This window comes from Duganella fentianensis (assembly GCF_964031615.1).
GTDB classification, from domain to species: Bacteria; Pseudomonadota; Gammaproteobacteria; order Burkholderiales; family Burkholderiaceae_D; genus Rugamonas; species Rugamonas fentianensis_A.
The window spans coordinates 376016-400949 of sequence record NZ_CAXIQN010000019.1 but is presented as its reverse complement, the minus strand read 5'-3'; the positions used below and the strand labels follow the sequence as shown (position 1 = coordinate 400949).

Below are 24934 nucleotides of genomic sequence, written 5' to 3'. Positions count from 1 at the left end.
AATCTCCGCTGAATACGGTAATTTGAAGATGAAATAGGCGAACTTGCGTATAGTTCTGCCCCGCCATTGCACATCGCGTTGCCCAAAAACAACGAAAATGTGACATTTATAGGCCAATTCTCACACAAACTCACCTTCACCGTTCAGACTATCTCTGCGTACTAAACAACAATAAACACGAGATTAACGGGAGGAATACACGATGATGCAACCCAAACTGGCGCTGACGGCTCTGGCCGTATTCGGCGCACTGGCTAGCCAGGTCCACGCCGACGACAGTCTGCCGATCACCATCAGCGGCTTCGGCACTGGCGCACTGACCATGACCGATACCAATGACGGTCTGTTCAACCGCACCAATCAGGTCGGCGGTGCCGGCAAGAGCGCCCGCACTGGCGTCGATTCGAATCTGGGCCTGCAGGTGTCCGCCAAGCTGAGCGAGAGCCTGTCGCTGACGGCGCAGGGACTGGTGCGCAAGAACGGTCCTAACGACCAGTACGCCGGCGAACTGGCCTGGGCATTCGCCAAATACAAGGCCAGCGACGAGATCGCCTTCCGCGTGGGCCGTATCGGCTTGCCGGTCTACATGATTTCCGACGTGCGCAACGTAGGTTACGCCAACATCATGATGCGCGCCCCGAACGAAGTCTACCGTCAGGTCACGGTGGACAATATCGACGGTGCCGACCTGCTCTACCAGCACAGCTTTGGCGAGACCAATGTGACGGGCCAGCTGGCCGTGGGCCGCACCCGTTTCCACGCTAACAGCAACTATGATGTGGAATTCAAACCGGCCGTATCGGCCCAGCTGGTACTGGAAAACGGTCCTTTCACCTACCGCCTCGGCCATGCCAAAGCCAAAGTCAATGTGTATGACAACGTCAGCCTGAATGCACTGCTGGGCGCACTCAACAAATACGGCCTGACTTCCGTGGCAGCCCAGTTGCCGCTGTCGGATATCGACGGCAGCTTTACCTCGGCCGGTATTTCCATGGACTACAACAACATCGTGCTGCAAGGCGAATATGCCAAGCGCAAGACCGAGTCGCGTGCAATTCAGGACACCAGCTCCTACTATCTGATGGCCGGCTACCGTATGGGCAAGTTGCTGCCTTACGTTTCGTATGGCGACGTCAAGCAGGATAGTATCCGCAGCTTCGCCAGCATGCCGACCAGCGGCCCGCTGGCCGGACTGACGGCAGCCGCCAATGGCGCGATTCAGGCCGGTCTGCAATCGACCACGGCAGTGGGCGTGCGCTGGGACTTCTACAAATCGGCCGCGTTCAAATTCCAGATCGATCACATCAGCACGCGTGATGGCGTCGGCTACTTCGCCAACGCAAAACCGTCGCTGGCAGGCAAGAGCGTGAACGTCTACGCTGCCGGCATCGATTTCGTCTTCTAAGGAGAGCCTATATGAAAACGGCCATTGCAAAACTGTTAGTCGCGGCAGGTCTGGGGATGGCGGCGGCTCCCCTATTCGCTGCCGAGATCGTCGTTATCGTTAATCCTAAGAACCCGGCAACCCGCATGTTCAGCGAACAGGCCGGCCAGTTCTTCCTCGGTAAATCGACGCTGTTCACCCCTATCGAACACACCGACGGTCCGCTGCGTAACGAGTTCTACAAGAAAGTGCTGGACAAGGACGCAACCCAGGTGAAAGCCATCTGGTCCAAGCTGGTGTTTACCGGTAAGGCCACGGCACCGAAGGAACTGGGTTCCAGCGCCGAGGTGAAGAAAGCGGTGGCAGCCGATGTCAGCGCCATCGGCTATATCGAGAAGTCGCAAGTGGACGACACGGTGAAAGTGATTCTGACGGTACAGTAAGCCCGTCTGGCAGCTTAGACAGCGCCCGGTTCTGCCGGGCGTTGTTATTTGCGCGGCGCACTAACTAGCCTTCGACCACTACCAGCGGCTGTAGTTGCTTGCGGGCGTGGCGCGCATGCGGCACCCAGGCCAGCGCCTGCCAGCGGCGCCACATGATCAGTCCCCTGATCCATTCGTCCGCCGCATAGGCCAGCCATACGCCGGGCAAGCCCCAGCCCAGAACCACGCCCAGCAGCCAGCTGCCGCCGGCCAGTACCAGCAGCATGGACAGCGCCCCTGCCATCACGGGGAAACGGGCGTCGCCCGCTGCGCGCAGTGCGTTGATCACCACCAGATTGAAGGTACGGCCCGGTTCCAGCAACACCGTCAGCCACAGCAGCACGCTGCCACTGGCAATAATCTGTGCATCGCTGCTAAACCAGCGCAGCAAAGGCTGGGCCAGCAGCGCCGCCAGTGCGGCAATCAGCAGCGCTACCAGCACGCTGCGCAGCAAAGTACGGCGCACCACCTGATGGGCCGCACGCAACTGGCCGGCACCGATCAGATAGCCGACAATGATCTCCACCGTCAGGCCGCTGGCTATGCTGTACATCATCACGCCTGCCATCACCTGCAGTACATAGGCCTGCGTCGCGAGCGCTGTGGCGCCCAGCTGGGCTGCAGCCGCCACACTGACCATGAATGCGAGTCGCCAGGCAATATTCTCGGCCGCACCGGGCAGACCGATATGCAGCACTGCCGCCAGTTCCGCCTTCGGCAGTTGCCACCAGTCGCCGGCCCGCAAGCTGATGCCCAGCTGATAGCGCCACAGTAGCAGGTGCAGTGCCAGTCCCAGCATGCGGCTGATGGTCAGTGCCAGCGCGTAGCCGGGCAGACCGAGTGCGGGGAAGACTCCCCAGCCAAACATCAGCGGTAGCGCCAGCAGCAGATGGCTCATATGCATGGCGACCAGTACCAGCAGAGTATCGCGCGTACGCAGATGGGCCCGCATCACACTGGCCATGGCGGCGTTCCACGCATCGAACAACATGGCCAGCGCCAGAGTCTGTAGCAGCGGCAACGCTAGCGGCATCACTTCGGCCGGTGTGTTCAGCAGGCGCAACAGAGGTTCAGCGGCCAGCCAGCCGGACAACGCCGTCAGCGCGCCCAGCCAGCTACTGGCGCCGACCACAGCGCGTGCCACTCGTTGCGCTGCATCAATTTGTTGTGCGCCCAGTTTTTGCGTCACCACGACGCTGACGCCGGCACCAATAATCCGGAACAGCAGGAACAGCATGGCGGTAACCTGGCTGGCGATCGCAAACGCGGCGCCGGCGGCGTCAGAGGCGCGCGCGGCCAGCGCCGTACCGGCCACCCCGATCGCCATGGCCAGTCCCAGCTCCGCCAGTAGGGGCCAGACCAGGCCACGCATGCGCAGCGGCAAATGGGAGGTAGACATAGGTTGAGCTCGATTGTGTTGCAGGCACGCTAGTGTAACGCAACTGGAAGCGCTTGCATAACCATCATAGAATATATCTATTGAAGCTTTAGGATTGACAAAGTGTACACTCTCGCTGCGCCCATTTTACCTTTCGCCATCTGCCTTGAGTCCTGCCGCTGTTTTCCGTCTGCTCACCTTTGTGCTGCTGTTAATGCCGCCCGGGCAGCCGCATGCGCAGGCACTGGCCGTGCTGCATCCGGAACTTAATGGGGCCTACCGCAACGTGGTGAACGATGTGCTACAGGGCGTGGAAGAACAGAGCCATGTGCGTCCGCGTGCCTATGCGATTGCGACCAGTACCGACACTGCCGAGCTGCGCAACAACCTCAGGACCAGCAAGGCTTTGATTGTACTGGGACGGCAAAGCCTGAAACTGGCCAGCACGCTCGATAGCGGCCTGCCACTGGTAGTCGGTGGCGTATATCCGGGCAACGACAGCGAACAGCTGGCAGGCATCAGCATGATGCCTGATCCGGCCTTGTTGTTCGGGATGCTGAAAAACCTGCTGCCAGCCGTAAAGCGGGTGATGGTGGTCTATCATCCACAGGCCAGCGAAAGCCAGATCCGGCTGGCGCGCGAGGCGGCGCGCGCGCAAGGACTGGATTTCTCGGCGCTCGAGGCGAGCGATCTGGTAGGCGCGGCGCACGCTTACGAAGCACTGCTATCTACCGCCGACGGCCGGCGTGACGCTCTCTGGTTGCCGCAGGATGCCACCACGGTCGAAGAGAGCACGATTCTGCCGATGCTGTTGAAAGAGTCGTGGAGCCGCAATCTGCCCGTGTTTTCCAGCAGCGTATTGCACGTCAAGAAAGGCGTGCTGTTCGGCATGTATCCCAACCATGTGCAACTCGGCCATGATCTGGCCCAGCTAGCTAGCTCGCTGCAGAACGGCGAACCCGTCAAACGGGGGCTGCTGCCCCTGCGCGCCCTCAATAGCGCACTCAATTCGCGTACTGCCAGCCATCTCGGCCTGCAGCTAGGCCCCGTACAACTAAGGCAATTCGATGCGTTTTTCCCTGAACTCTGAGGCCGGCTATCAGGCCCCGCCTCCTGCCGCGGCATTGCCGCGGGCATTGCCATCATTCCGTTTCAGACCATGATCAAGCTGCTCCGTCTATTCCTGCGCCGCACCGGCTTCCAGCGTCAGCTGATGCTGATCGCGTCGGTTTCCATCCTCGGTCTGGCAGTGTTTTCGGCGTTGATGAATGCGCGCGAAGCCAATGTACGCATGAGCGATTATTTTGCCGGTCAGGGCCAGCGCATAGCAGAAAATCTGGCGCGTCAAAGTACGCTGGCCCTGCTGTTCCATTCGCCGGAAAACGCGCGTGAAGTCGTCAGCACCACGCTCGCCTTCCCCGATGTGAACGCGGTGCAGATTATCGATGCCCAGCAACGCGTCTTGCTCAGTGAAGCGGCAGCGGGCCGGCAGCCATTGCCGGCCACTACACGTAGTCTGCCCACCCGCGCCGCGCTGGTAGCGGAAGATAACCGTAGCTGGCTGTTCGTCGCACCCGTGTTTGGTGGTCAGGCCGAAGTCTCGCCGCTGGACCCGCAGGAGATGACCCCGCAGGTGCAAGGCTATGTGCAAGTGCAGATCGCCAAGAACACCCTCAACAACCTGACTTCCTCTCTGTTGCTAGGCAATCTGGCTCTGACGCTATCGTTTGCAGTGGTGGTGCTGGTGGCAGGCCGGCTGCTGACACGCCACATGATACGCCCGCTGAATGCCCTATCGGGACTGATGCGCCGCGCCGAAGCGGGCGAATCAGGCATGCGCGCGCAGCCCTCGGGCCCGCGTGACCTGATCGACATGGCGCACGCCTTCAACCAGATGATGACGGTGCTGGAGCAGCGCGAGAGCGAGCTGAAAGATTCGCGTGACGCGGCCATCAATCTGGCCCAGCTGAAAGCCCAGTTTGCCGCCACCGTCAGCCATGAGGTGCGTACGCCTTTGAACGGCGTAGTGGGCATGCTCGACATGCTGCGCGAAACCCGGCTCTCCATGCGCCAGCAGGAGTTGCTGGACGTGGCATGGAATTCCTCCACCACACTGATAGAACTGATCAACAATATTCTGGACTTCTCCAAACTGGAAGCGGGCAAACTGACGCTGGAGCCGAACACCTTCGACCTGCCGGCGCTGCTCGATCAGGTGGTCGAACTGCTGCTGCCGCAGGCCAGCCAGAAGGGACTGCAACTGGGCTGGCAGGGTTCGGCCGACCTGCCGCGCTATCTGACGGGCGATGCGCTGCGGCTGCGCCAGATTTTGCTGAATCTGGCCGGCAATGCCATCAAATTCACCGAAAAGGGCGAGGTCAGCATCAGTCTGGGCATCAGCGGCGAGCAAGCGCCCATACGCCTGCACTGCAGTGTGCGCGACACCGGCATCGGTATGAGCAGCGAAGTCTGCCAGCGTCTGTTCCACGCCTATGTCCAGCCGGAGACGGGTACCACGCGGCGCTACGGCGGCACGGGACTGGGGCTGGCGATTTGCAAACAGCTGGTGGAACTGCTGGGCGGACAGATCAGCGTGCAGAGTACGCCGGGACAGGGCAGCAGCTTCAGCTTCGACATCCAGTGCCAGCCGGCCAGCGCGCCTCTGGCTGCCGATCCGGCGATCGAGCCGCCTGCCACCACCACCAGCAGCAGCGCGACCAATCTAGCACGCCCGCCCCAGCAAGGCACGGCGCCGCGTTTCCGCGTACTGGTGGCGGAAGATAACCGCACCAACCAGATGGTGGCAGCCGGCATGCTGGCACTCAACGACTGCAGCTGTGTCTTCGCTGGCGATGGCGCGGAAGCCGTGCGCGCCGCCCAGCGCGAGTCCTTCGATCTGATCCTGATGGATTGCAGCATGCCGGAAATGGATGGCTATGAGGCCACCGCCCATATCCGGCTGGCCGAACTGGCCAGCGGCCGCCGCACACCGCTGCTGGCGATGACGGCGAACACCCAGTCCGGCGATGCGGAAAAATGTCTAGCCGCCGGCATGGATGACTATCTGGCCAAACCCATCACGCTGGTGGAACTGCGGCGCAAGCTGGAAAAGTGGCTGCCGCTACAGGCGCCTGCTTCCGTCCCTGCGCCAACGGCCCTGCCGCCTGCCGCCCCCTGCCCCGTCAATCGCAGCGTGTTTGAGCCGCTGTGCCAGGTATTGGGCGAAAGCCTGGCGCAGGCGATCGAGCCGTTTCTGGAAGATGCGCCGCGCTGTATCGCCGACATCGAACAGGCCATGACTGCTGGCGATCACCTGCTGGCGCGCGAACGGGCCCATACGCTCAAAGGTGCTTCGGCCAATCTGGGTGCCGAGCTACTAGCGCAAATGGCCGCGCAGATCGAACAGCAGGCCGCACAGGGCGAGGCGCAGCAACTGCTGCCCTTACTGGCGCCGCTGCGGGGCGAATATGCGGCTCTGGCCGAATTCCTGCGCGCCCAGCTCAGCGTAATGGTGCCGGCACTGCCAGCGGATGACAGTCTGGCGCAGGTGCTGATCGTCGACGACGACCGCAGTACCCGCCGTACCTTGCGCCACACCCTGCAGCGCGACGGCTTCCACGTACAGGAGGCCGCCGACGGTGCGCAGGCACTGGCCATGCTGGCCAGCTTCCAGCCCGATGTGATCCTGATGGACGCCATGATGCCGGTGATGGATGGTTTCACAGCATGCGCCCGCATGCAGCAACTGCCGCAGGGTGGCGACATTCCCGTACTGATGATTACCGCGCTGCAGGATAACGCTTCAGTCGAAAAAGCTTTTGCCGCCGGCGCCAGCGACTACATACCCAAGCCTATCCACTACGCCGTGCTATCGCAGCGGGTACGCCGCATCATCGAAGGCAACCGTGCGGAGAAGCGCATCCGTCATCTTGCCTACAACGATGTGCTGACCAATCTGCCTAACCGCACCCTGTTCTTCGATCTGCTGGCCGAGCGTATCAGCCATGCCGAAAGCAGCCAGCAACAGCTGGGCGTGCTGTTCATGGATCTGGACCGTTTTAAATACGTTAATGACAATCTGGGCCACCACATCGGCGACCGGCTGCTGCAGGCCGTCGCGCAGCGGGTGCGCCAGACCGTACGGGATGACGACACGGTGGCGCGCCTCGGCGGCGACGAATTCACCGTGGTGCTGGACCAGCTCGATAGTCCGGCCGCGGCAGCGTCGGCAGCGCAGAACATTGTGCGTGCCCTGAGCGCCCCCTTCCCTATCGATGGCAATGACATCTACGTCACGGCTAGCGTCGGCATCGCCATGTATCCCCATGACGGGCGCGATGTGGCAACGCTGGTCAAACACGCCGACAGTGCCATGTACCGCGCCAAGCGCACCAACAGCGGCTTCCAGTTCTACGAAGCTTCGATGGAACTCTCGATTTCCGAACACGTGCGGCTGGAGAGCGATCTGCGCCACGCACTGCTGCAAGGCCACCAGCTGGAAGTGTATTACCAGCCGCAGGCGCGGCTGGACGACGGCCGCATCATTGGCATGGAAGCCCTGCTGCGCTGGCATCACCCCCTGCGCGGCCTGATCGCACCGGACCAGTTTATCCCGCTGGCCGAAGAGACGGGACTGATCATCCCCATCGGCGAATGGGTGCTGCGCAGTGCCTGCCAGCAGCTACAGAACTGGCGCGTTGAAGGTCTGGCCGATCTGCGTGTGGCCGTGAACCTGTCGGTGCGCCAGCTACTGCAGAAGAACTTCAGCAGCACCGTGGCAGCGATACTGGCCGAGACCGGTCTGCCGCCTGCCATGCTGGAGCTGGAAATTACCGAAAGCACGCTGATGGAAAATGCTCAGGATACGCTGGCCACCCTGCACAGCCTGCATGCGCTGGGGGTACGCCTGTCGATCGATGATTTCGGCACCGGCTATTCGTCGCTGTCCTATCTGAAGCGCTTCCCTGTCGACATACTCAAGATCGACCGTTCCTTTGTGCTCGACGTGCCGCAGGACAGCGATGACATGGCCATCGTCAGCGCCATCATCGCGCTAGCCCACAGTCTGCGGCTGGAAGTGGTGGCCGAAGGGGTGGAGACGGAAGCCCAGCTGGCCTTCTTGCGCACGCGTGACTGCGATCTGCTGCAGGGTTACTTCCTCAGCCCGGCACTGCCCGCCCAGCAATGCGCCGAACTGTTACGTGCCCAGCGCAGCCATAGCGGCGCCATCCTCGTCGCACCGAATTGAATATCTGGATTCTTAGACACATGATGCTGCAAAAACCACGTCCCGCCCCGCATTCCGCTACAGTGCCGCACCTGCGGCCACGCTGCCTGCCGGCAGCAGTGCTCGCCATCCTGCCCATGTTGCTGAACACGGCAGCGGCACATGCCAGCCCTGTCGCGGAAGACGAACTGGCCCTGTCGCCGGGTGAAACGCTGAACGTCAGTATTGCCACCGGCAGCCCGCAATCGCTACGGCGGGCACCGGCGGTCGCCAGTGTGATCAGTGCAGCAGATATACAGGCCATGGGCGCGACCGATCTGGACCAGATACTCGAAACCGTACCGGGCATCCATGTTAACCGTACGCCCAATAGCAATTCCCCCGTCTACGTGATCCGCGGCATCGTCAGCAATTTCAACCCGCAGGTCTTGATGCTGCAAAACGGCATTCCCATTACCACCGCCTACATCGGCAACAAGGGCAATATCTGGGGTGGTTATCCGGTCGAGCACATCGCCCGCATCGAAATCTTGCGCGGCCCCGGCTCGGCGCTGTATGGCTCCGACGCCTACGCCGGCGTCATCAACATCATCACCAAGAGTGCCGCCGAAGTGGGCGGCACCGAAGCCGGTCTCCGCGCCGCCAGCTTTAGCAGCGGCGATGTATGGCTGCAACATGGCGGCAAGTTCGGTGTGCTGGCGGTAGCCGGCTACCTGCGCTATGGCCAGACTGACGGCAATCACGATCTGGTCGAAGCCGATGCCCAGAGCCGCAATGACAAGCTGTTCAACACCCATGCCACGCTGGCACCCGGCGCGATCAATAACCAGCTGAAAGCGGTCGATGCCAATCTGGATGCCCAGTACGGTGCATGGCGGGCCCGCTTCGGCTACAAGCGCCGCTACGACATGGGTACGGGACTGGGCATCGCCCATGCGCTAGACCCCGCAGGCCGTCAGCAAAGCGAACGCATCACCAGCAGTCTGAGCTGGAGCGATAGCCAGCTGAGCCGCGACTGGGGCGCCGGCGCCACCATCAGTAGCCAGCAGTATTCGCAGGAAGTCCCGCGCTGGTATCACTTGATGCCGGCCGGTCTCGTGTATCCCACTGGCGCTTTCCCTAACGGCATGATCGCCGCGCCGGAAACCTGGGAGCGCAGCTATCGCGCCAGCGCCTATGCCGATTACAGCGGCTGGCAGTGGCACCGCCTGCGACTGGGGCTGGGGCACGATGATATCGATCTGTACCGCACGCGCGAATACCGCAATTTCAACTACGCCGCCAACGGCATGCCTATTCCGCTCGCGCAGGTGCTAGAGATCAGTGCCACGCCCTTCATCCGGCCGCAGCGGCGCCACATCCATTATCTGTTTGTGCAGGATGAATGGAATCTGGCGGCCGACTGGAACCTGACGGCGGGTCTGCGCCATGACCGCTATTCCGACTTCGGCAGCACCACCAATCCGCGCCTCGCGCTGGTATGGGATGCCAGCTACGATGTCACCGCCAAGCTGCTGTATGGCCGGGCCTTCCGTGCACCGGCATTTGTCGAGAGCTATGGCATCAGTAATCCCGTCGCAATGGGCAACCCCCAGCTCAAACCGGAGCGCAATGCCACCACCGAGCTGGCACTGGCATGGCAATTGAGCAGCAATGCCAGCGTGGCCCTGACGCTCTACCACTACATGATGCATGACATCATACGGACCGTACCGAATGCCATCGCCGGCACGGGCACTACCTATGCCAACACGGGCGACCAGCATGGCGATGGGGCCGAACTGGAAGCAAAATGGCTGGTCGCTGCGCGCTTACAACTGAGCGGCAACTATTCATGGCAGCGTTCCATCGACCAGCGCAGCGGCACCGATGCGCGCGCCGCACCGCGCCACCATCTGCTGGTACGCAGTGACTGGAGTTTTGCCGACGATTACCAGCTCGGTGTCCAGCTCAACCATGTAGCCGGCCGCCGGCGGGCACTGGGCGATGCCCGCGCGCCACTATCCGACTACACCAGCGCCGACTTCACGCTGGCCACACGTTATGGCCGCCAGCGCTGGAACTACACGCTGGCCTTGCGCAATGCCTTCAATGCCACCATCCGCGAACCCAGTCCGGCCCCGGGTCTGGCACTGCCGAACGACATTCCCATGCCCGGCCGCACAATTTCGCTACAGGCCAGCTATCAGATGTAGGCCGTTGCGGAACTGCGCAAAGCGCGCAACGGTGCTGCCCGTCCCCGCTCTGCCGTCAGCACGGCAACAACGGGGAGCGTCGGCGCGGATTCCAGCTGGAACTCCCCCATCAGGCGCGCCATATCACGGCATTGTTCCTGCATAGCCTGCGCCGCCGCAGCGGCCTGTTCCACCAGTGCGGCATTTTGCTGGGTCACGCCATCCATCTGGCAGATCGCATTATTGACCTGTTCTATGCCCTGCTGCTGGGAGCTACTGGCCGCACTGATGGAGGCAATAATCTGCGCAACGCGACCCACTTGCGCAACGATTTCGTTCATGGTCACACCGGCCTCGCTGGCCAGCGCACTACCACCGGCGATCTGCTGGGCCGATTCGTTGATCAGCTGTTTGATTTCCTTGGCGGCCACCGCAGAACGTTGTGCCAGATTGCGTACCTCGGTAGCAACGACAGCAAAACCACGGCCCTGCTCGCCCGCACGGGCAGCTTCCACCGCCGCGTTCAAGGCAAGAATATTGGTCTGGAATGCGATCCCGTCGATCACACCGGTGATGTCGACGATACGACGGGCGAATGCATCGATGTTATGCATGGTGGCCACTACCTGCGCCACCACCGCACCACCTTTATCGGCCACGGCGCTGGCCGACAGCGCTAACTGATTGGCGGCACGGGCATTGCTGCTGTTGGCCGTCACCGCCTCGGTCAGTTCCACGATGGCCGAGGCGGTCTGTTCCAGTGCGCCAGCCTGATGCGACGTACGCCGCGATAGATCCAGATTGCCGACAGCAATTTCCTGCGAACTGTGATCGATCTGCTGTGCGCCGTCACGTACCTGACGCACGGTCTGCGCCAGACGTTGCGTCATGTGGCTCAGCGCATCGAGCAGCTTGCCGATCTCATCTTTGCGCTGATGCGCTATGCTGCCATGCAATTGACCATCGGCCACCTGCTGGGCCAGCAGCACCGCCTGCTCGAGCGGCCGGACCACACTGCGGGTCAGCTGCACCGCCAGTACCACGCCGCTCAGCAGAGCGATCACGCCTAGCGCCAACAGCAGGTTGCGGCTCAGGTCAAACTGGCTGGCCGACTGCTGCGCCAGCAATCGGGCCTGCTCCTTCTGGTAGGCCAGCAACTGCTCCAGCGCACCCGTGTAGGCAGCGGCCACAGCGGGCAGACGCTGCTCCAGCAGATCGCTGACTTCCTGTAGGCGGCCACTATCCTTGAACTTGAACAGTTCACTACGCAGAGCCAGATAGGCCTGCTTACGCTGGGCCACCTGCTGTAGCAGCTTCTGTTCACTGGCATCGTTGGAAAATTTCGCCAGCGCCTGTTCCAGCGTCAGCATCTGCTTTTCGCCCTTCGCCAGCTGGGCCTGAAACAGATCAGCGACTTCCAGACTATCGGCGCGGGCAATCGAGACGGTGCGCAAGCCATTCAGTTCCACGCTCGCCAGCAGGTCGGAACTCAGCTGCTGCTTGGCGAGTTTCTGCTCTACCAGATTGGATGCTGTCGCGTTAGCAGCGTGCAAGCGCCACAGCGCCACTGCCGACATGCAGGCCATCAGGACTAGCAGTAAGCCAAACGAGGCCATGACACGGAAACCAGTATTGGCAGTATTGAGTCGAGAGATATTCATCACGTTTTTTCGGAGATGTTACGGAGTTAGACGTGGCGCCATTCTAGAAGCCAAATGTGACGCCATCATTACCATCGGGAAACTTTTAGTAGGTTGTTTCCTTGTAATGAACTGGTAACAATTTCCCATTAGCATTACCGCCACGACTCATCACCGGACACGCCACCTTGGAGTTCAACGCTTCCCGCCACCATCTACCGCGCTTTCGCCTCTCCACCGCAGCCGACCTGTGCGTGGCGACCGTTTCGGTGACCTCCGACACCACCAATCTGGGCGTACTGGAACTGTTCACCGAACGGCGCGAGCTGATGAGCCTGCCCGTACTGGAGCAGGAGCGCCCCATCGGTCTGATCAGCCGTAATATCTTCCTGTCGCAGATGTCCAAGCCCTATTACCACGAGCTATATGGCAAGAAAAGCTGCATCGCTTTCATGGACAAGGAACCGCTGATTGTCGATGCTGCCGTGAGTATCGAAGAACTGACCTTCCGTGCCGTCGAATCGGGCGAAAAGGCGCTGGCCGACGGCTTCATCGTCAGCCGTGATGGCGGACTGGCCGGGGTGGGCTTCGGCCTGCAACTGATGAACGTGGTGGCGAATATGCAGGCGGAGAAAAACCGCCAGATCATGCACAGCATCGCTTATGCCAGTGTGATCCAGCGCTCGCTGTTGCGCCCTTCCGATCTGGCACTGGCCGCCGCCGTGCCAGACGCCCATCTGGAGTGGCAGCCACGCGACGTGGTAGGCGGCGATTTCTACCATTTCGCCCAGTACCCGCAAGGGTGGTTCGGCGCGATTGCCGACTGCACAGGGCATGGTGTACCCGGTGCGTTCATGACGCTGATCACCTCGTCCATCCTGTCACAGGCGCTGCAGCAGCTGGGACCGCAGGACCCTGCCGCGCTGCTGGCCGAAGTGAGTCGCGGCGTCAAGAATATGCTGGGCCAGCAGGATGGCAGCAGCGGCAGTAGCGGCTCCAACGATGGCATGGATGCCGGCTTCATCTGGTATTCGGCAGCCAGCCGCACCCTGCACTTTGCGGGCGCGCGCATGGCTCTGTATCGGCTGACGCCGGAGAGCGATGCCGTGCAGACTATAGACGGCGACCGCATGGGCGTAGGCTATACCGATACCCCGAATGGCTACCAGTGGCACAACCAGCAGATCAGCGTACCTAGCGGCGGTCTGCTACTGCTCACTACCGATGGCCTGATCGACCAGATCGGCGGCAGCCGCGATATCGCCTACGGCAAGCGGCGCATGCGCGAGGCATTGCTGGCCCAGCGCCACGCCAGCGCTGCACAGGCCGCCAATGCGCTGCTGGCCGATTTCAATGCGTGGCAAGGCGCCCAGCCGCGCCGCGATGACCTGACTTTTTTCTGTTTCCGCCCATAGGAGCCGCACTTGCTGTACGAAGAATTCAACGACTTCTGGGATGTCGCACGCAAACGCCACATCATCTTCTTCTACGTGGGCTATTTCTCGCAGCACGTGGTGGCAGCCATTTCCGAGACCATCAAAGCGCGGCTGGATACGGCCGGCGCAGCCGGGCCTACACGCCGCCGCATCTTTTCTTCGTTCGTGGAAATGTCGCAGAACATCATGCACTACTCGTCCGATACGCTCACACCGGGACAGGAACAGGAAGGCCAGATGCGGCGCGGCTCGTTCTGCATCGGCATGAAGGGCGACAGCTTCTTTCTGCTGTGCGCCAATCCGGTCGACAGTGCCAACGTGGAACGCATCCGCCAGCGCCTCGAACCGCTACACAGCATGACCATGGACGAAATCAAATCCGCCTACAAGAAGGCCCTGCGCGAAGAAGCACCAAGCGACAGCAAGGGCGCCGGTCTGGGCTTCCTGACCATGGCGCGCGACGCCAGCGAACCTCTGGAATTCGAGTTCGTGCAGGAAGCGCACGCGCCCGATACCACGGTGTTCTGCATCAAGGCGATCATCTAATTCAGCACTGGAACCGTTATGCAAGCACTTTATCTCAGCGCCACTCCCACTTCGCCGGAAGTCGATTTCCGCTTCGAGCAGCATAGTCTGTCGATCAAGGGCGAATCCTATCCGGAAAATGCCGCTGCCTTCTACACCCCGCTGATCGCTCAGGTACAGCGCTATCTGGCCGGCTGCGACGGCGCCACCATCAACGTCAATGTGTCGCTGGCCTACTTCAACAGCTCCAGCACCAAGATGCTGTTCGCCTTCTTCGATGCATTGAATCAGGCCGCGCTGGCCGGCAACGAGGTGTGCCTGAACTGGTACCACGACGAAGACGATGACACCATCCTCGAATTCGGCGAAGAACTGCGCGACGACTTTGCCGCGCTGGAGTTCCGTGCCCATGCCGTGAGTGGCCAGTAATGCAGCGCCCTGCCGCCCGCGCTGAAGCCGATCTGTTTGCACAGGAAAGTGCGGCACTGGCGCAGGCGCGCGCCGCCCATGACGATGCGCAGGCGGACACCCGTGCCGCGCTGGCCGCCCTGATCGTCCATTACGAACGGCTGATGCGCGAAAGCCGCCGCCTGATCCGGCGCAGCGACCGCGCCGAGCTGGATATGAACCAGATGAACCGCCAGTTGCACGAATTGGCACAGCAGCTGGAATACCGGGCTAGCCACGACCCGCTGACGGGCGCCCTGAACCGTGGTGCCATCATCGAATGCGCCAGCGCCGCACTGGAACGGGGCGACACGGCGCTGATCGTGCTCGATATCGATCACTTCAAATGGGTCAACGATGATTTCGGCCATCCGGCCGGCGACATGGTGATCCAGACGGTGGTGCGCTGTCTGCAGAATCTGCTGGGCCCGCAGGTAGCGATCGGTCGCGTGGGCGGTGAGGAGTTCTCCGTGGTCTGGCCCACCTCCCGTATCGCTGCTGCGCAGGAAGTCGCCACGCGGATCTGCGATGCCATCGCCGATCAGATGTTCGGCGCGCCCATCAATCGCCAGATCACGGCCAGCGTGGGCGTCAGCTGGGCCAGACAGGGCAGCAGCTTCGAAACCATATACAGCCATGCCGACGAAGCGTTATACGCCGCCAAACGGGCCGGCCGCAATTGCGTGCGCACCTATACGGGCATGGAACCCAACCCGCTACTGGCAGCCGTCGCCTAGGCGCTGCCCTGCCAGACTATTTGACGCGCTGCTTCTCTAGCTTGCGCGCCAGCGTACGCCGGTGCATGCCTAGCCGGCGCGCCGCTTCCGAAATATTGAAATCCGTCTCGGCCAGCACGGTGTGGATATGCTCCCACTCCAGCGTCTTCACGGAAGTGGCGCGGTTGGTCAGTTCCAGTTCGGCAGCGCCGGCCACATGCTCGAACGCGGCTTCGATATCGTCCGTATTCGAGGGCTTGGCCAGATACTGGCAGGCGCCCAGCTTGATCGCTTCCACCGCCGTATTAATACTGGCAAAGCCTGTCAGTACGACGATCAGCATGGCGGCATCGTGCTGATGCAGCATCTGCACGCAGGCCAGACCGGAAGAATTGCCTTTGAGTTTGAGATCGACCACGGCATAGCCGGGGCTATGCTCGACCAGCACGGCGCTGGCTTCGTCCACATTCTCGGCCAGCAGCACCTTGTAGCCGCGCCGCTCGAACGAGCGGCTCAGCGTACGGGCGAACGCTGCGTCGTCTTCGACCAGCAGCAGTACGCGTTGTTCAATAGTCATTTTGTTGCGTTTCCGATTTGATTTCTATCGCCGACACCGGCAGCGTCAGGCGCACGACAGCACCGCCTTCCGGCAGATTGCGGGCACTGACCGCACCGCCCAGCGTACGCGCCACGTTCACTACCAGGAACAGGCCCAGACCGCCGCCGGGGCGCCCCTTACTCGAATTATAGGGCTTGCCGAACTGCGCGAGTATCTGGGCAGGGAAACCGGGGCCCGCATCGGTCACCTGCAGCACCAGCATGCCCTGCTCGCACGATGTCTCCAGCCGCAGCCAGTGGGGCGAAGCCTCCAGCGCATTATCGAGCACATTGCACAGCATCTGCTTGAGAGTGGAATCGGACACCACGGGGAAATCGGGATCGATGCGCTGTTCGAATATGAACTGCACCACCGGGCGGCCATAGCGCCATTCGGCCACCGTTTCATCGAGGAAGGTGCGGATGGTGGTGGCAGCAGAGGATTCGCCGCGCGCCTCGCCGGCCGACAGCAGAATGCCGCTGACGATGCTCTTGCAGCGTTTGAGCTGGGTCTGCATCTCGGCCACATCGCCTAGCAGTTCGGGATTGTTCTTGAACTCGGGCATACGCTTCCAGTCGCCCAGTATCACCGCCAGCGTGGCCAGCGGCGTGCCCAGTTCGTGCGCCGCGCCAGAAGCCAGCAAGCCCATGCGGATGATGTGTTCCTCCTCCGCTGCGCGTTGGCGCAAATCGGCCAGCTTGGCCGTGCTAGCGCGTACATTGTCCGTAATCCGGGTAATGAACACCACCAGTAGCGCCGCATCGAGCACGAAGCACAGCAACATGCCCTGCACATACAGGCTGGAGATACCGTTGGCGTGATCAAGTGGCAGCGACAGGGGCTGGGAAAACAGCGCCAGACCGGCAATGCAGGCACCTGTGACGCCCACGATCACCCATGTCGACCAGCGCTCGAGCAGCACCGCGCCCAGAATCACCTGCAGCAGATACAGGAACACAAAGGGATTGGTGGCGCCGCCGCTCAGATAGAGCTGGGCCGTCAGGCTGGCCACATCGACTAGCAGAGCCAGTAGTAGCTCGCCGTTCGAGACCACCTGATTTTCCTGCCAGCGCAAGGTGCTGGCGATATTGAAAGCGATCAGGCAGGCCAGCACATTGAGCATCAGCGCCATCGGCAGCGCCACCTCGTACACCAGCGATGCAATGGAAATCGTGGTGATCTGGCCCACCACGGCGATCCAGCGCAGCTGGATCAGCTGCTGCATATTCTGATGGCCGGCCGCGTGCGTGATGGTGCTGGCAGCCTGCACATCGGTCGTGTCCGCAGCTTCGCCTGCTAGACTGGATTGCGCGGATTTGTCCGTTTGCTGCGCCCTGTGTTGTGCCATGCCCGCTTTCTCATCATTAAGCCCGATTCCAGCGTCGCGCATCGCGCGACATCCACCATGTGATACCGGCCACCATCAGTGCCAGCCCGTACCAGGTGAGAGCATAAACCAAATGATTGTTGGGGAAGGAAATTACTGTCAGCCCGCCCACCGGATGTTCGAGCGAACTGCCCGCACCCTGCCGGTCCGAGGGACGTAGCGCTTCGGCGTCGCTGCCGTGCTGCAGGGGCGCCAGTGGCTGTCCTGCGGGCCCATCGGCATCGACAAAATACGGCGCCACACTGCTCTGACTCAAACCCAGCGCAGCCGCCATGGCCGATACGTCGCGCGAATACCAGCGGCCCGCGGCCGCATCGTTGGCGCGCAGGAAGCCGCCACGGGTTTCGCTGATGCGCAGCAGTCCCGTCACACTGACGGCGGGGCCGGCCGCCGTCGCCGCCTTGCACGCAGCGGCGCCAGCACGGGCCGGTGCAGGCAACTGGCGCGCCGCCTCGGCACTGACGTAGCCACGATTGACCAGCACCACCGAGCCGTCGACCTGGCACAGTGGCGTCATCAACCAGTAGCCGCTGCCCAGTGCCGTCACGGCCTGCACCTTGCTGGTCAGTTCATACAGCAGCACACCGTTCAGTAGTACATGACGGTATTCGTCACTGGCAACAGTGATCTGCGCCCAGCGGCTGGGCGGCGGAGGGAAATCCGGCTCTGCGTGGACCCGCTGGTTCACCCGCTCGATCAGCTCCAGCTTCCATTGCAGCCGGTAGACTTGCCAGGTGCCCAAAGCGAAAAAGCCTGCACAGAGCAGGCTTGCAATCGCTAGCAGGACAACACGCAAAGCCCGGTTGCGCCGGGGCGCGGGACTTTGCGTAGCCATCATTACATTGCGTGCGTGGCTTCGGTCATGCCAGGCATCATGTTGTGGTTCAGGTGGTACATGACCCAGATCGAACCACTCATGGCGATGACAACCATCATCACCGTGAACAGCAGAGCCAGCATATTCCAGCCGCCTTCCGACTTCGAGTTCATGTGCAGGAAGTAGACCATGTGCACGACGATCTGCACGGCGCCCAGTGCCAGCAGCACAAAGGCTGCCGTGCTGGAGCTGGAGAACACCTTGCCCATCACCAGCCAGAACGGAATCGCCGTCAGGATGACCGACAGAATGAAGCCGGTAGCATAGCTGCCCAGGCTGCCGTGGTCGTGGCTATCGTGATGATCGTGGCCGTGGCCGTGGTCATCATGGCCGTGGCCATGGTCGTGTGCGTGCTTGTGATCGCTCATGGCAGAACTCCCATCAGGTAGACAAAGGTAAATACGCCGATCCAGACCACGTCCAGGAAGTGCCAGAACATCGACAGGCACATCAGGCGGCGGTTGTTTTCAGGCGTCAGACCGTGTTTCTTCAGCTGGAACATCAGCGTTACCAGCCAGACGATACCGAAACTCACGTGCAGACCGTGGGTACCGACCAGCGCGAAGAACGCCGTCAGGAAACCGCTACGCTGCGGGCCGGCACCTTCGTGGATCAGGTGCACGAACTCGTACAGTTCGAGGTAGATAAAGCCGCAACCCAGCAGACCGGTGACGGCCAGCCAGATCAGTACCAGACGCAGATTTTTCTTCTGCATTTCCAGCATGGCAAAGCCATAGGTGATCGAGGACAGCAGCAGCAGCGACGTGTTCAGCGCTACCAGTGGCAGGTCGAACAGTTCGGCGCCCGATGGGCCGCCAGCGTAGTTACGGCCCAGTACTGCATAGGTCGCAAACAGGCAGGCGAAGATCAGGCAGTCGCTCATCAGGTACAGCCAGAAGCCCAGCAGCGTGCCGTTCTCTGGGTGGTGCTCGCGCACGAAGAAGCGCGAGCTTACGTCGGTAGCGGTGGTATTAGACATGGCTCTCCAGCAGACGGGTGCGCGCTTCTTCCGTACGGATTACTTGATCCGCAGGGATGTAGTAGTCGCGCTTGTAGTTAAAGGTGTGAACGATGACAGCCACCACCAGTGCCACGAAGGACACTACGGCCAGCAGCCACATTTGCCAGATCAGGCAGAAGCCGACCACGAAGCTGATTGCCGAGATGATGAAACCGGCACCCGTGTTCTTCGGCATGTGGATCGCCAGGAAGTCTTTCAGCGGACGGGTGTAGCCGGCCTTCTTCATGTCAGCCCAGGCGTCGTTGTCATACACGCGCGGCGTGAAAGCGAAGTTGTAGTCTGGCGGTGGCGACGAAGTCGACCATTCCAGCGTACGGCCGCCCCATGGGTCGCCCGTCACATCGCGCAGTTCCTTGCGACGCAGGAAGGACACGAAGAACTGGATCAGCATGGCAGCAACACCGACGGCAATCAGGGCCGCGCCCAGTGCAGCGATGATGAACCAGATACGCAGCGATGGATCTTCGAAGTGGCTCATACGACGGGTTACGCCCATCAGGCCCAGTACGTACAGCGGCATGAAGGCCAGATAGAAGCCCGGTACCCAGCACCAGAACGATACTTTGCCCCAGAATTCGTCGAGCTTGTAGCCGAAGGCTTTCGGGAACCAGAAGTTGATACCGGCGAACAGGCCGAACAGCACGCCACCGATAATCACGTTGTGGAAGTGCGCGATCAGGAACAGCGAGTTGTGCAGCACGAAGTCAGCAGGTGGCACCGCCAGCAGCACGCCCGTCATACCGCCGATGACGAAGGTCACCATGAAGGCCACGGTCCACATCATAGGCAGCTCGTAACGGATACGGCCGTGATACATGGTGAACAGCCAGTTGAAGATCTTGGCACCGGTCGGGATCGAGATGATCATGGTGGTGATGCCGAAGAACGAGTTGACGCTGGCGCCCGAACCCATGGTGAAGAAGTGGTGCAGCCATACCAGATACGACAGGATGGTGATCACGACGGTGGCATATACCATCGAGGTGTAGCCGAACAGACGCTTGCTGCAGAAGGTGGAAACCACTTCCGAGAAGATACCGAATACTGGCAGAACCAGAATGTAGACCTCAGGGTGACCCCAGATCCAGATCAGGTTCACATACATCATGGCGTTGCCGCCAAAGTCGTTGGTGAAGAAGTTGGTGCCGAACATACGGTCGATCGACAGCATGCCCAGAACAGCGGTCAGCACAGGGAAGGCAGCCACGATCAGCACGTTGGTGCACAGTGCGGTCCAGGTGAACACTGGCATTTTCATCAGGCTCATGCCCGGAGCGCGCATCTTGACGATGGTAACGATCAGGTTAACGCCGGACAGCAGCGTGCCGACCCCGGCAATCTGCAGCGACCAGATGTAGTAGTCCACCCCCACGTCAGGGCTGGCCAGTATGCCCGACAGTGGCGGATAGGCCAGCCAGCCGGTACGGGCGAATTCACCGACGAACAGCGAAGCCATGGTCAGCATGCCGCCGAACACGGACATCCAGAACGAGAAATTATTGAGGAACGGGAAAGCCACGTCGCGCGCACCGATCTGCAGCGGCACCACGTAGTTCATGAAGCCCGTTACCAGCGGCATCGCGACGAAGAAAATCATGATCACGCCGTGGGCGGTGAACACTTGGTCGTAGTGGTGCGGTGGCAGGAAGCCGGCGCTGTCGCCAAACGACAGTACCTGCTGGGCACGCATCATGACGGCGTCGGCAAAGCCGCGCAGCAGCATGATCAGGCCGAAGATCATGTACATGATACCGATCTTCTTGTGGTCGATGGAGGTAATCCAGTCGCGCCACAGGGGGCCCCACAGTTTGAATTTGGTGATAGCACCGAGCACGGCAATCGCGCCCAGCGCCACCATGATGAAGGTGCCGATCAGGATAGGCTCATGGAGCGGAATCGCGTCCCAGCTCAGCCGGCCCAAGATCAGCTTGGTCAGAGTCATTTCTTCTTGCATGGTCAGTTCTTCTTGGTAGGAGTGATGCAAACTTCGTCGATGCTGGCCTGGGCGATGCGGCGGGCGCTGCGTTCTGCGGCCAGCGAAACACTGGTAGCAGCACGGGTAGCACGGGCTTCATCTTCTGCAACCATTTCGCGGATGCAGGTGGCATTGCGGTCGACACAGCGGTTGACGATGGCGTCGTACAGGTCGGCATCGACCTTGCCGAAGCGGCGTACAGGTTCGCGCTCGCTAGGCTTAGCCACTTCCGTGTAGGTAGCGCGGTCCAGCGTCTCGGTGCTGGCGCGGGTGCTGTCTACCCATTTATCGAAGTCGGCTTGCGAGGTACCGTAGAACTTGAAGCGCATGTGCGAGAAGCCGGCACCGCTGTAGTTAGCGGAGAAGCCTTCATACACGCCAGCTTTGTTGATCACGGCGTTCAGCTGGGTTTCCATGCCCGGCATGGCGTAGATCTGGCCGGCCAGTGCAGGAATGTAGAACGAGTTCATCACTTCGGTCGCAGTGATCTTGAAGCGTACTGGCACATCCACCGGTGCGTACAGTTCATTGATGGTCGCCACGCCCTGTTCAGGGTAGATAAACAGCCATTTCCAGTCCAGCGCCACCACTTCCACTTCCATCGGCTTGACGGCAGCCGAAATCGGACGATTGGCATCCAGACGCGTGAGCGGACGGTATGGGTCCAGCAAGTGGGTGCTGATCCAGGTCAGCAGACCCAGCGCGATGATGATCAGCAGAGGCGCACCCCAGATCACCAGTTCCAGACGGGTCGAGTGATCCCAGTCGGGCTCATACTTGGCCGCAGTGTTGTTTTTGCGGTAACGCCACGCAAACAACAGGGTCAGGAAGATGACGGGTACGATAATCAGCAACATCAGAGCAGTAGACACCATGATCAGGTGGCTTTGTTGCTGGGCAATATCTCCGGACGGATTCATGACGACTGTATTGCATCCTGCAAGCGCAATAAGTGCGGCAACGAACAGCCCGCGTTGGGCGAGTTTATGTATCATGCGATAAAAGTGCTGTACAGAGTGGGAGGATCGTGCCACTGTACACACAACACCAAATTATTGGGATTGGACACTTTGTCCTACCCTGTGACCAACCCAAAATTTGATGTTGCGCAGCACTTATAAAATAAACAACTAGTGAGACAAAGATTATGGCCAACATGAATACACCTCATGGGGGCAGCATCGCTGCCGATTTTCCTCCACACCAAAGTGCGGAAGACGCACGGCGGATCAACACAGACGATCATGCAATTTCACCGGGTGAAATCGCCGTCGGCGTGGTGATAGGCCGGGCTTCCGAGTACTTTGATTTCTTTGTCTATGCCATTGCCTCAGTGCTGGTATTCCCATCCATGCTATTCCCGTTTGATGGCAGGCTGGAAGGAACGTTGTACGCATTCACTATATTTGCTTTTGCCTTCATTGCAAGGCCGATCGGCACAGTTATATCGATGGCGATCCAGCGCCGATACGGGCGCGAAGTCAAGCTGACTGTTGCTTTATTCCTACTCGGCTCGACCACGGCCGGCATTGCATTCCTGCCAACTTACACGGATATCGGGGTCTATTCCATCATCATTCTGTCTATCCTGCGGGTTGGACAAGGTCTGGCGCTAGGCGGCTCCTGGGATGGTCTGCCATCGCTGCTGGCGCTCAATGCGCCGGAAGAAAAACGCGGCTGGTACGCCATGCTGGGCCAGCTGGGCGCTCCCGTGGGCTTCTTCCTCGCGGCCGGACTGTTCTGGTATCTGATCGGCAACCTCAGCGATCTGGACTTCATGGACTGGGGCTGGCGCTATCCCTTCTACGTGGCGTTTGCCATCAACGTGGTGGCCCTGTTTGCCCGTCTGCGCCTGATTTCCACCAATGAGTACACCCATTTGCTGGAAGAACGCGAACTGCAGCCCACCAGCGTGATCGAAATGGCCCGCTCGCAAGGCCGTAACCTGATCATTGGCGCCCTCGCCGCGCTGGCCAGCTACGCCCTGTTCCACCTCGTGACGGTATTCCCGCTGTCGTGGATTACCATCTATTCGCCGCGGAACATGGCTGACTTCCTCGCTACCCAGATGACGGGCGTGGTGCTGATGGCCATCGGCGTGGTGGCTTCCGGCGTGATCGCCGACCGTATTGGCCGCCGCCGTACGCTCGGTACGCTGGCCTCGCTGATCGCCGTGTTCAGCGTGTTCGTGCCGATGATGCTCGATGGTGGCGAAGCGGGTCAGAACGCCTTCATCATGCTGGGCTTCGCGCTGCTGGGTCTGTCCTACGGTCAGGCTGCCGGTGCCGTGACGGCCAACTTCCCGTCGCATTACCGCTACACGGGTGCGGCCTTCACCTCCGATCTGGCATGGCTGGTCGGTGCAGGCTTCGCGCCGCTGGTGGCGCTCGGTGTGTCGTCCCAGTTCGGTCTGGCCTATGTCGGTTTGTACCTGCTGTCGGGCGCCGTCTGCTCGCTGGCGGCACTGAGCCTGAATCGCGCACTCGACATTCGTAACTAACTGTTTTCAGCACACGCACAACTAAATATATACGCCACTTCTGACGCCAGCGTCCGGATTTTCCGGCGCTGGCGTTTTTACATTGAAATCATGGCAAAATAGCCACCTTTTTGATGCAGCGGAGATATCCATGAAAGTAGCAATCGTCGGCGCTGGCGCCATAGGCGGCTTTATCGGTACACGGCTGGCACAGGCTGGCCAGTGCCAGCTCAGCGCTCTGGCACGAGGTGCCACGCTGGCCGCCCTGCGCGACCATGGCTGGCGCTTGCAAATCGGGGAGCAGCTGCTGCAAGCCCCCTGCTCCGCCAGCGACGATGCGGCCGCACTGGGCGTGCAGGATTTGGTGATTATCGCCGTCAAGGGGCAAGCCCTAGCCGCCGTAGCGCAGCAGATCGGCCCGATGATAGGGCCAGAGACGCTGATCCTGCCGGCCATGAACGGCGTCCCTTGGTGGTTTGGCGCCGCCAATGCTGCCATGGGGACGGCACCGCTAGAAAGCGTCGATGCCGGTGGCGTGATCGCCGCCGCCCTGCCCGCTTCTCAAGTGCTGGGCTGCGTAGTACATGCCAGTACATCTACGCCAGAAGCGGGTCTGGTCAGTCACAAGATGGGCAACGGCCTGATCATCGGTGAGCCGGCCGGTGGTGTCACGCCACGCGCCGAACAGGTCGGCCAGTTGCTGCGCGGAGCCGGATTCGATGTCAACGTCAGCCCGAATATCCGGCAGGATATCTGGTACAAGCTGTGGGGCAATATGACGCTCAATCCCGTTTCAGCCATCACAGGCGCAACCGCTGACCGCATCCTCGATGATCAGCTGGTAGCGGAATTCTGCCGCGCCGCCATGCGCGAAGCCCAGCAGATCGGTGCGCTGATCGGTTGCCCGATCGCGGAAACGCCCGAGCAGCGCCATCTGGTCACGCGCAAGCTGGGCGCGTTCAAAAGCTCGATGTTGCAGGATGCTAACGCCGGCCGCACGCTGGAACTCGATGCGCTGGTGGCGGCAGTGCGCGAAATCGGTCAGCGGGTCGGCGTAGCGACGCCCTTTATCGATGCCGTGCTGGGTCTGACGCGCTTGTTCGGACGGGTACACGGCCTGTATCCGCAAGCCTGAGCCGGCGTCACCGGTGGCAACGTTGCGCAAATGCCTCAATGTTGCCATCACGG

General features: G+C 61.0%; 20 protein-coding genes. 11 read left to right on the top strand and 9 right to left on the bottom strand.

Annotation, left to right across the window (positions count from 1 at the left end; genetic code table 11):
• Positions 1–202: 202 nt before the first annotated feature.
• Both ABNT42_RS14395 and ABNT42_RS14390 read left to right on the top strand, forming a co-directional pair.
• Positions 203–1405, top strand: a complete 1203-nt coding sequence (locus tag ABNT42_RS14395; protein WP_348698035.1) for a hypothetical protein — start codon at positions 203–205, stop codon at positions 1403–1405.
• Positions 1406–1416: 11 nt separating this feature from the next.
• Positions 1417–1827, top strand: coding sequence for a hypothetical protein (locus tag ABNT42_RS14390; RefSeq protein ID WP_348698033.1), 411 nt, complete (start codon positions 1417–1419; stop codon positions 1825–1827).
• Positions 1828–1891: 64 nt separating this feature from the next.
• Here the strand turns inward: ABNT42_RS14390 and ABNT42_RS14385 are convergent, their stop codons facing one another.
• Positions 1892–3265 carry an MATE family efflux transporter gene (locus ABNT42_RS14385; protein ID WP_348698031.1) on the bottom strand — a complete coding sequence of 458 codons (1374 nt, stop codon included), beginning with the start codon at positions 3263–3265 and terminating at the stop codon, positions 1892–1894.
• Between the two features lie 145 nt (positions 3266–3410).
• On the opposite strand from ABNT42_RS14385, the gene ABNT42_RS14380 reads away from it, so the two are divergent.
• The 3 genes from ABNT42_RS14380 (at position 3411) to ABNT42_RS14370 (ending at position 10666) form a co-directional block, all read left to right on the top strand.
• The gene (locus ABNT42_RS14380) at positions 3411–4334 is read left to right on the top strand and encodes an ABC transporter substrate binding protein (protein WP_348698029.1); all 924 of its coding nucleotides are present in this window, start codon (positions 3411–3413) and stop codon (positions 4332–4334) included.
• Positions 4335–4403: 69 nt separating this feature from the next.
• Positions 4404–8492 carry an EAL domain-containing protein gene (locus tag ABNT42_RS14375; RefSeq protein WP_348698027.1) on the top strand — a complete coding sequence of 1363 codons (4089 nt, stop codon included), beginning with the start codon at positions 4404–4406 and terminating at the stop codon, positions 8490–8492.
• Positions 8493–8512: 20 nt separating this feature from the next.
• Positions 8513–10666 carry a TonB-dependent receptor gene (locus tag ABNT42_RS14370; RefSeq protein ID WP_348698025.1) on the top strand — a complete coding sequence of 718 codons (2154 nt, stop codon included), beginning with the start codon at positions 8513–8515 and terminating at the stop codon, positions 10664–10666.
• On the opposite strand, the gene ABNT42_RS14365 is transcribed toward ABNT42_RS14370, so the two are convergent.
• Positions 10657–12306: a methyl-accepting chemotaxis protein gene (locus tag ABNT42_RS14365; RefSeq protein ID WP_348698023.1), complete on the bottom strand. Its 1650-nt coding sequence runs from the start codon at positions 12304–12306 to the stop codon at positions 10657–10659. The two genes, ABNT42_RS14370 and ABNT42_RS14365, sit on opposite strands and share 10 nt — an antisense overlap.
• Positions 12307–12473: 167 nt before the next feature.
• On the opposite strand from ABNT42_RS14365, the gene ABNT42_RS14360 reads away from it, so the two are divergent.
• The 4 genes from ABNT42_RS14360 to ABNT42_RS14345 are packed head-to-tail and all read left to right on the top strand — an operon-like array spanning position 12474 to position 15430.
• Positions 12474–13700, top strand: coding sequence for a SpoIIE family protein phosphatase (locus ABNT42_RS14360; RefSeq protein WP_348698021.1), 1227 nt, complete (start codon positions 12474–12476; stop codon positions 13698–13700).
• Between the two features lie 9 nt (positions 13701–13709).
• Positions 13710–14267 carry a SiaB family protein kinase gene (locus tag ABNT42_RS14355; protein ID WP_348698020.1) on the top strand — a complete coding sequence of 186 codons (558 nt, stop codon included), beginning with the start codon at positions 13710–13712 and terminating at the stop codon, positions 14265–14267.
• 18 nt (positions 14268–14285) lie between these two features.
• Positions 14286–14675: a DUF1987 domain-containing protein gene (locus tag ABNT42_RS14350; RefSeq protein WP_348698018.1), complete on the top strand. Its 390-nt coding sequence runs from the start codon at positions 14286–14288 to the stop codon at positions 14673–14675.
• Positions 14675–15430, top strand: a complete 756-nt coding sequence (locus ABNT42_RS14345) for a GGDEF domain-containing protein (RefSeq protein WP_348698016.1) — start codon at positions 14675–14677, stop codon at positions 15428–15430. The genes ABNT42_RS14350 and ABNT42_RS14345 overlap by 1 nt, the downstream gene beginning before the upstream one ends.
• Positions 15431–15446: 16 nt before the next feature.
• Here the strand turns inward: ABNT42_RS14345 and ABNT42_RS14340 are convergent, their stop codons facing one another.
• From ABNT42_RS14340 to cyoA, 7 genes are read right to left on the bottom strand one after another with little or no spacing between them, the layout of a single operon-like run.
• The gene (locus ABNT42_RS14340; RefSeq protein WP_155436039.1) at positions 15447–15986 is read right to left on the bottom strand and encodes a response regulator transcription factor; all 540 of its coding nucleotides are present in this window, start codon (positions 15984–15986) and stop codon (positions 15447–15449) included.
• A complete protein-coding gene (locus ABNT42_RS14335; RefSeq protein ID WP_348698014.1) occupies positions 15976–17355 on the bottom strand; it encodes an ATP-binding protein in 1380 nt (459 codons plus the stop codon). The genes ABNT42_RS14340 and ABNT42_RS14335 overlap by 11 nt, the downstream gene beginning before the upstream one ends.
• Positions 17356–17371: 16 nt before the next feature.
• On the bottom strand, positions 17372–18229 hold the full coding sequence (locus tag ABNT42_RS14330; RefSeq protein WP_348698117.1) for an SURF1 family protein: 858 nt from the start codon (positions 18227–18229) through the stop codon (positions 17372–17374).
• Between the two features lie 2 nt (positions 18230–18231).
• Entirely contained in the window at positions 18232–18639 is a 408-nt protein-coding gene (gene cyoD, locus ABNT42_RS14325; RefSeq protein WP_348698012.1) for a cytochrome o ubiquinol oxidase subunit IV, read from the bottom strand.
• Positions 18636–19250: a cytochrome o ubiquinol oxidase subunit III gene (cyoC, locus tag ABNT42_RS14320; protein ID WP_348698010.1), complete on the bottom strand. Its 615-nt coding sequence runs from the start codon at positions 19248–19250 to the stop codon at positions 18636–18638. The genes cyoD and cyoC overlap by 4 nt, the downstream gene beginning before the upstream one ends.
• Positions 19243–21246 (bottom strand): cytochrome o ubiquinol oxidase subunit I, encoded by a 2004-nt coding sequence (gene cyoB, locus ABNT42_RS14315; protein ID WP_348698009.1) that lies wholly within the window; start codon positions 21244–21246, stop codon positions 19243–19245. Before cyoB ends, cyoC begins: the two co-directional genes overlap by 8 nt.
• A 2-nt stretch (positions 21247–21248) precedes the next feature.
• Positions 21249–22262, bottom strand: a complete 1014-nt coding sequence (gene cyoA, locus ABNT42_RS14310) for a ubiquinol oxidase subunit II (protein ID WP_348698007.1) — start codon at positions 22260–22262, stop codon at positions 21249–21251.
• A gap of 152 nt (positions 22263–22414) precedes the next feature.
• Here cyoA and ABNT42_RS14305 point away from each other — a divergent pair, with 152 nt between their 5' ends.
• Together ABNT42_RS14305 and ABNT42_RS14300 are read left to right on the top strand one after the other, a co-directional pair.
• Positions 22415–23767, top strand: coding sequence for an MFS transporter (locus ABNT42_RS14305; RefSeq protein WP_348698005.1), 1353 nt, complete (start codon positions 22415–22417; stop codon positions 23765–23767).
• A 130-nt stretch (positions 23768–23897) separates the two neighbouring features.
• Complete coding sequence (locus tag ABNT42_RS14300) at positions 23898–24881, top strand: 2-dehydropantoate 2-reductase (protein ID WP_348698003.1); 984 nt, start codon at positions 23898–23900, stop codon at positions 24879–24881.
• The last annotated feature ends 53 nt before the right edge of the window (positions 24882–24934 follow it).

What these genes read in the sequence shown, in the direction of transcription:
- ABNT42_RS14395 (WP_348698035.1), top strand. Translation starts at nt 203, where the DNA reads ATGATGCAACCCAAACTGGCGCTGACGGCTCTGGCCGTATTCGGCGCA.
- ABNT42_RS14390 (WP_348698033.1), top strand. Translation starts at nt 1,417, where the DNA reads ATGAAAACGGCCATTGCAAAACTGTTAGTCGCGGCAGGTCTGGGGATG.
- ABNT42_RS14385 (WP_348698031.1), bottom strand. Translation starts at nt 3,265, where the DNA reads ATGTCTACCTCCCATTTGCCGCTGCGCATGCGTGGCCTGGTCTGGCCC.
- ABNT42_RS14375 (WP_348698027.1), top strand. Translation starts at nt 4,404, where the DNA reads ATGATCAAGCTGCTCCGTCTATTCCTGCGCCGCACCGGCTTCCAGCGT.
- ABNT42_RS14370 (WP_348698025.1), top strand. Translation starts at nt 8,513, where the DNA reads ATGATGCTGCAAAAACCACGTCCCGCCCCGCATTCCGCTACAGTGCCG.
- ABNT42_RS14365 (WP_348698023.1), bottom strand. Translation starts at nt 12,306, where the DNA reads ATGAATATCTCTCGACTCAATACTGCCAATACTGGTTTCCGTGTCATG.
- ABNT42_RS14350 (WP_348698018.1), top strand. Translation starts at nt 14,286, where the DNA reads ATGCAAGCACTTTATCTCAGCGCCACTCCCACTTCGCCGGAAGTCGAT.
- ABNT42_RS14345 (WP_348698016.1), top strand. Translation starts at nt 14,675, where the DNA reads ATGCAGCGCCCTGCCGCCCGCGCTGAAGCCGATCTGTTTGCACAGGAA.
- ABNT42_RS14340 (WP_155436039.1), bottom strand. Translation starts at nt 15,986, where the DNA reads ATGACTATTGAACAACGCGTACTGCTGCTGGTCGAAGACGACGCAGCG.
- ABNT42_RS14335 (WP_348698014.1), bottom strand. Translation starts at nt 17,355, where the DNA reads ATGGCACAACACAGGGCGCAGCAAACGGACAAATCCGCGCAATCCAGT.
- ABNT42_RS14330 (WP_348698117.1), bottom strand. Translation starts at nt 18,229, where the DNA reads ATGGCTACGCAAAGTCCCGCGCCCCGGCGCAACCGGGCTTTGCGTGTT.
- cyoD (WP_348698012.1), bottom strand. Translation starts at nt 18,639, where the DNA reads ATGAGCGATCACAAGCACGCACACGACCATGGCCACGGCCATGATGAC.
- cyoC (WP_348698010.1), bottom strand. Translation starts at nt 19,250, where the DNA reads ATGTCTAATACCACCGCTACCGACGTAAGCTCGCGCTTCTTCGTGCGC.
- cyoB (WP_348698009.1), bottom strand. Translation starts at nt 21,246, where the DNA reads ATGCAAGAAGAAATGACTCTGACCAAGCTGATCTTGGGCCGGCTGAGC.
- cyoA (WP_348698007.1), bottom strand. Translation starts at nt 22,262, where the DNA reads ATGATACATAAACTCGCCCAACGCGGGCTGTTCGTTGCCGCACTTATT.
- ABNT42_RS14305 (WP_348698005.1), top strand. Translation starts at nt 22,415, where the DNA reads ATGGCCAACATGAATACACCTCATGGGGGCAGCATCGCTGCCGATTTT.
- ABNT42_RS14300 (WP_348698003.1), top strand. Translation starts at nt 23,898, where the DNA reads ATGAAAGTAGCAATCGTCGGCGCTGGCGCCATAGGCGGCTTTATCGGT.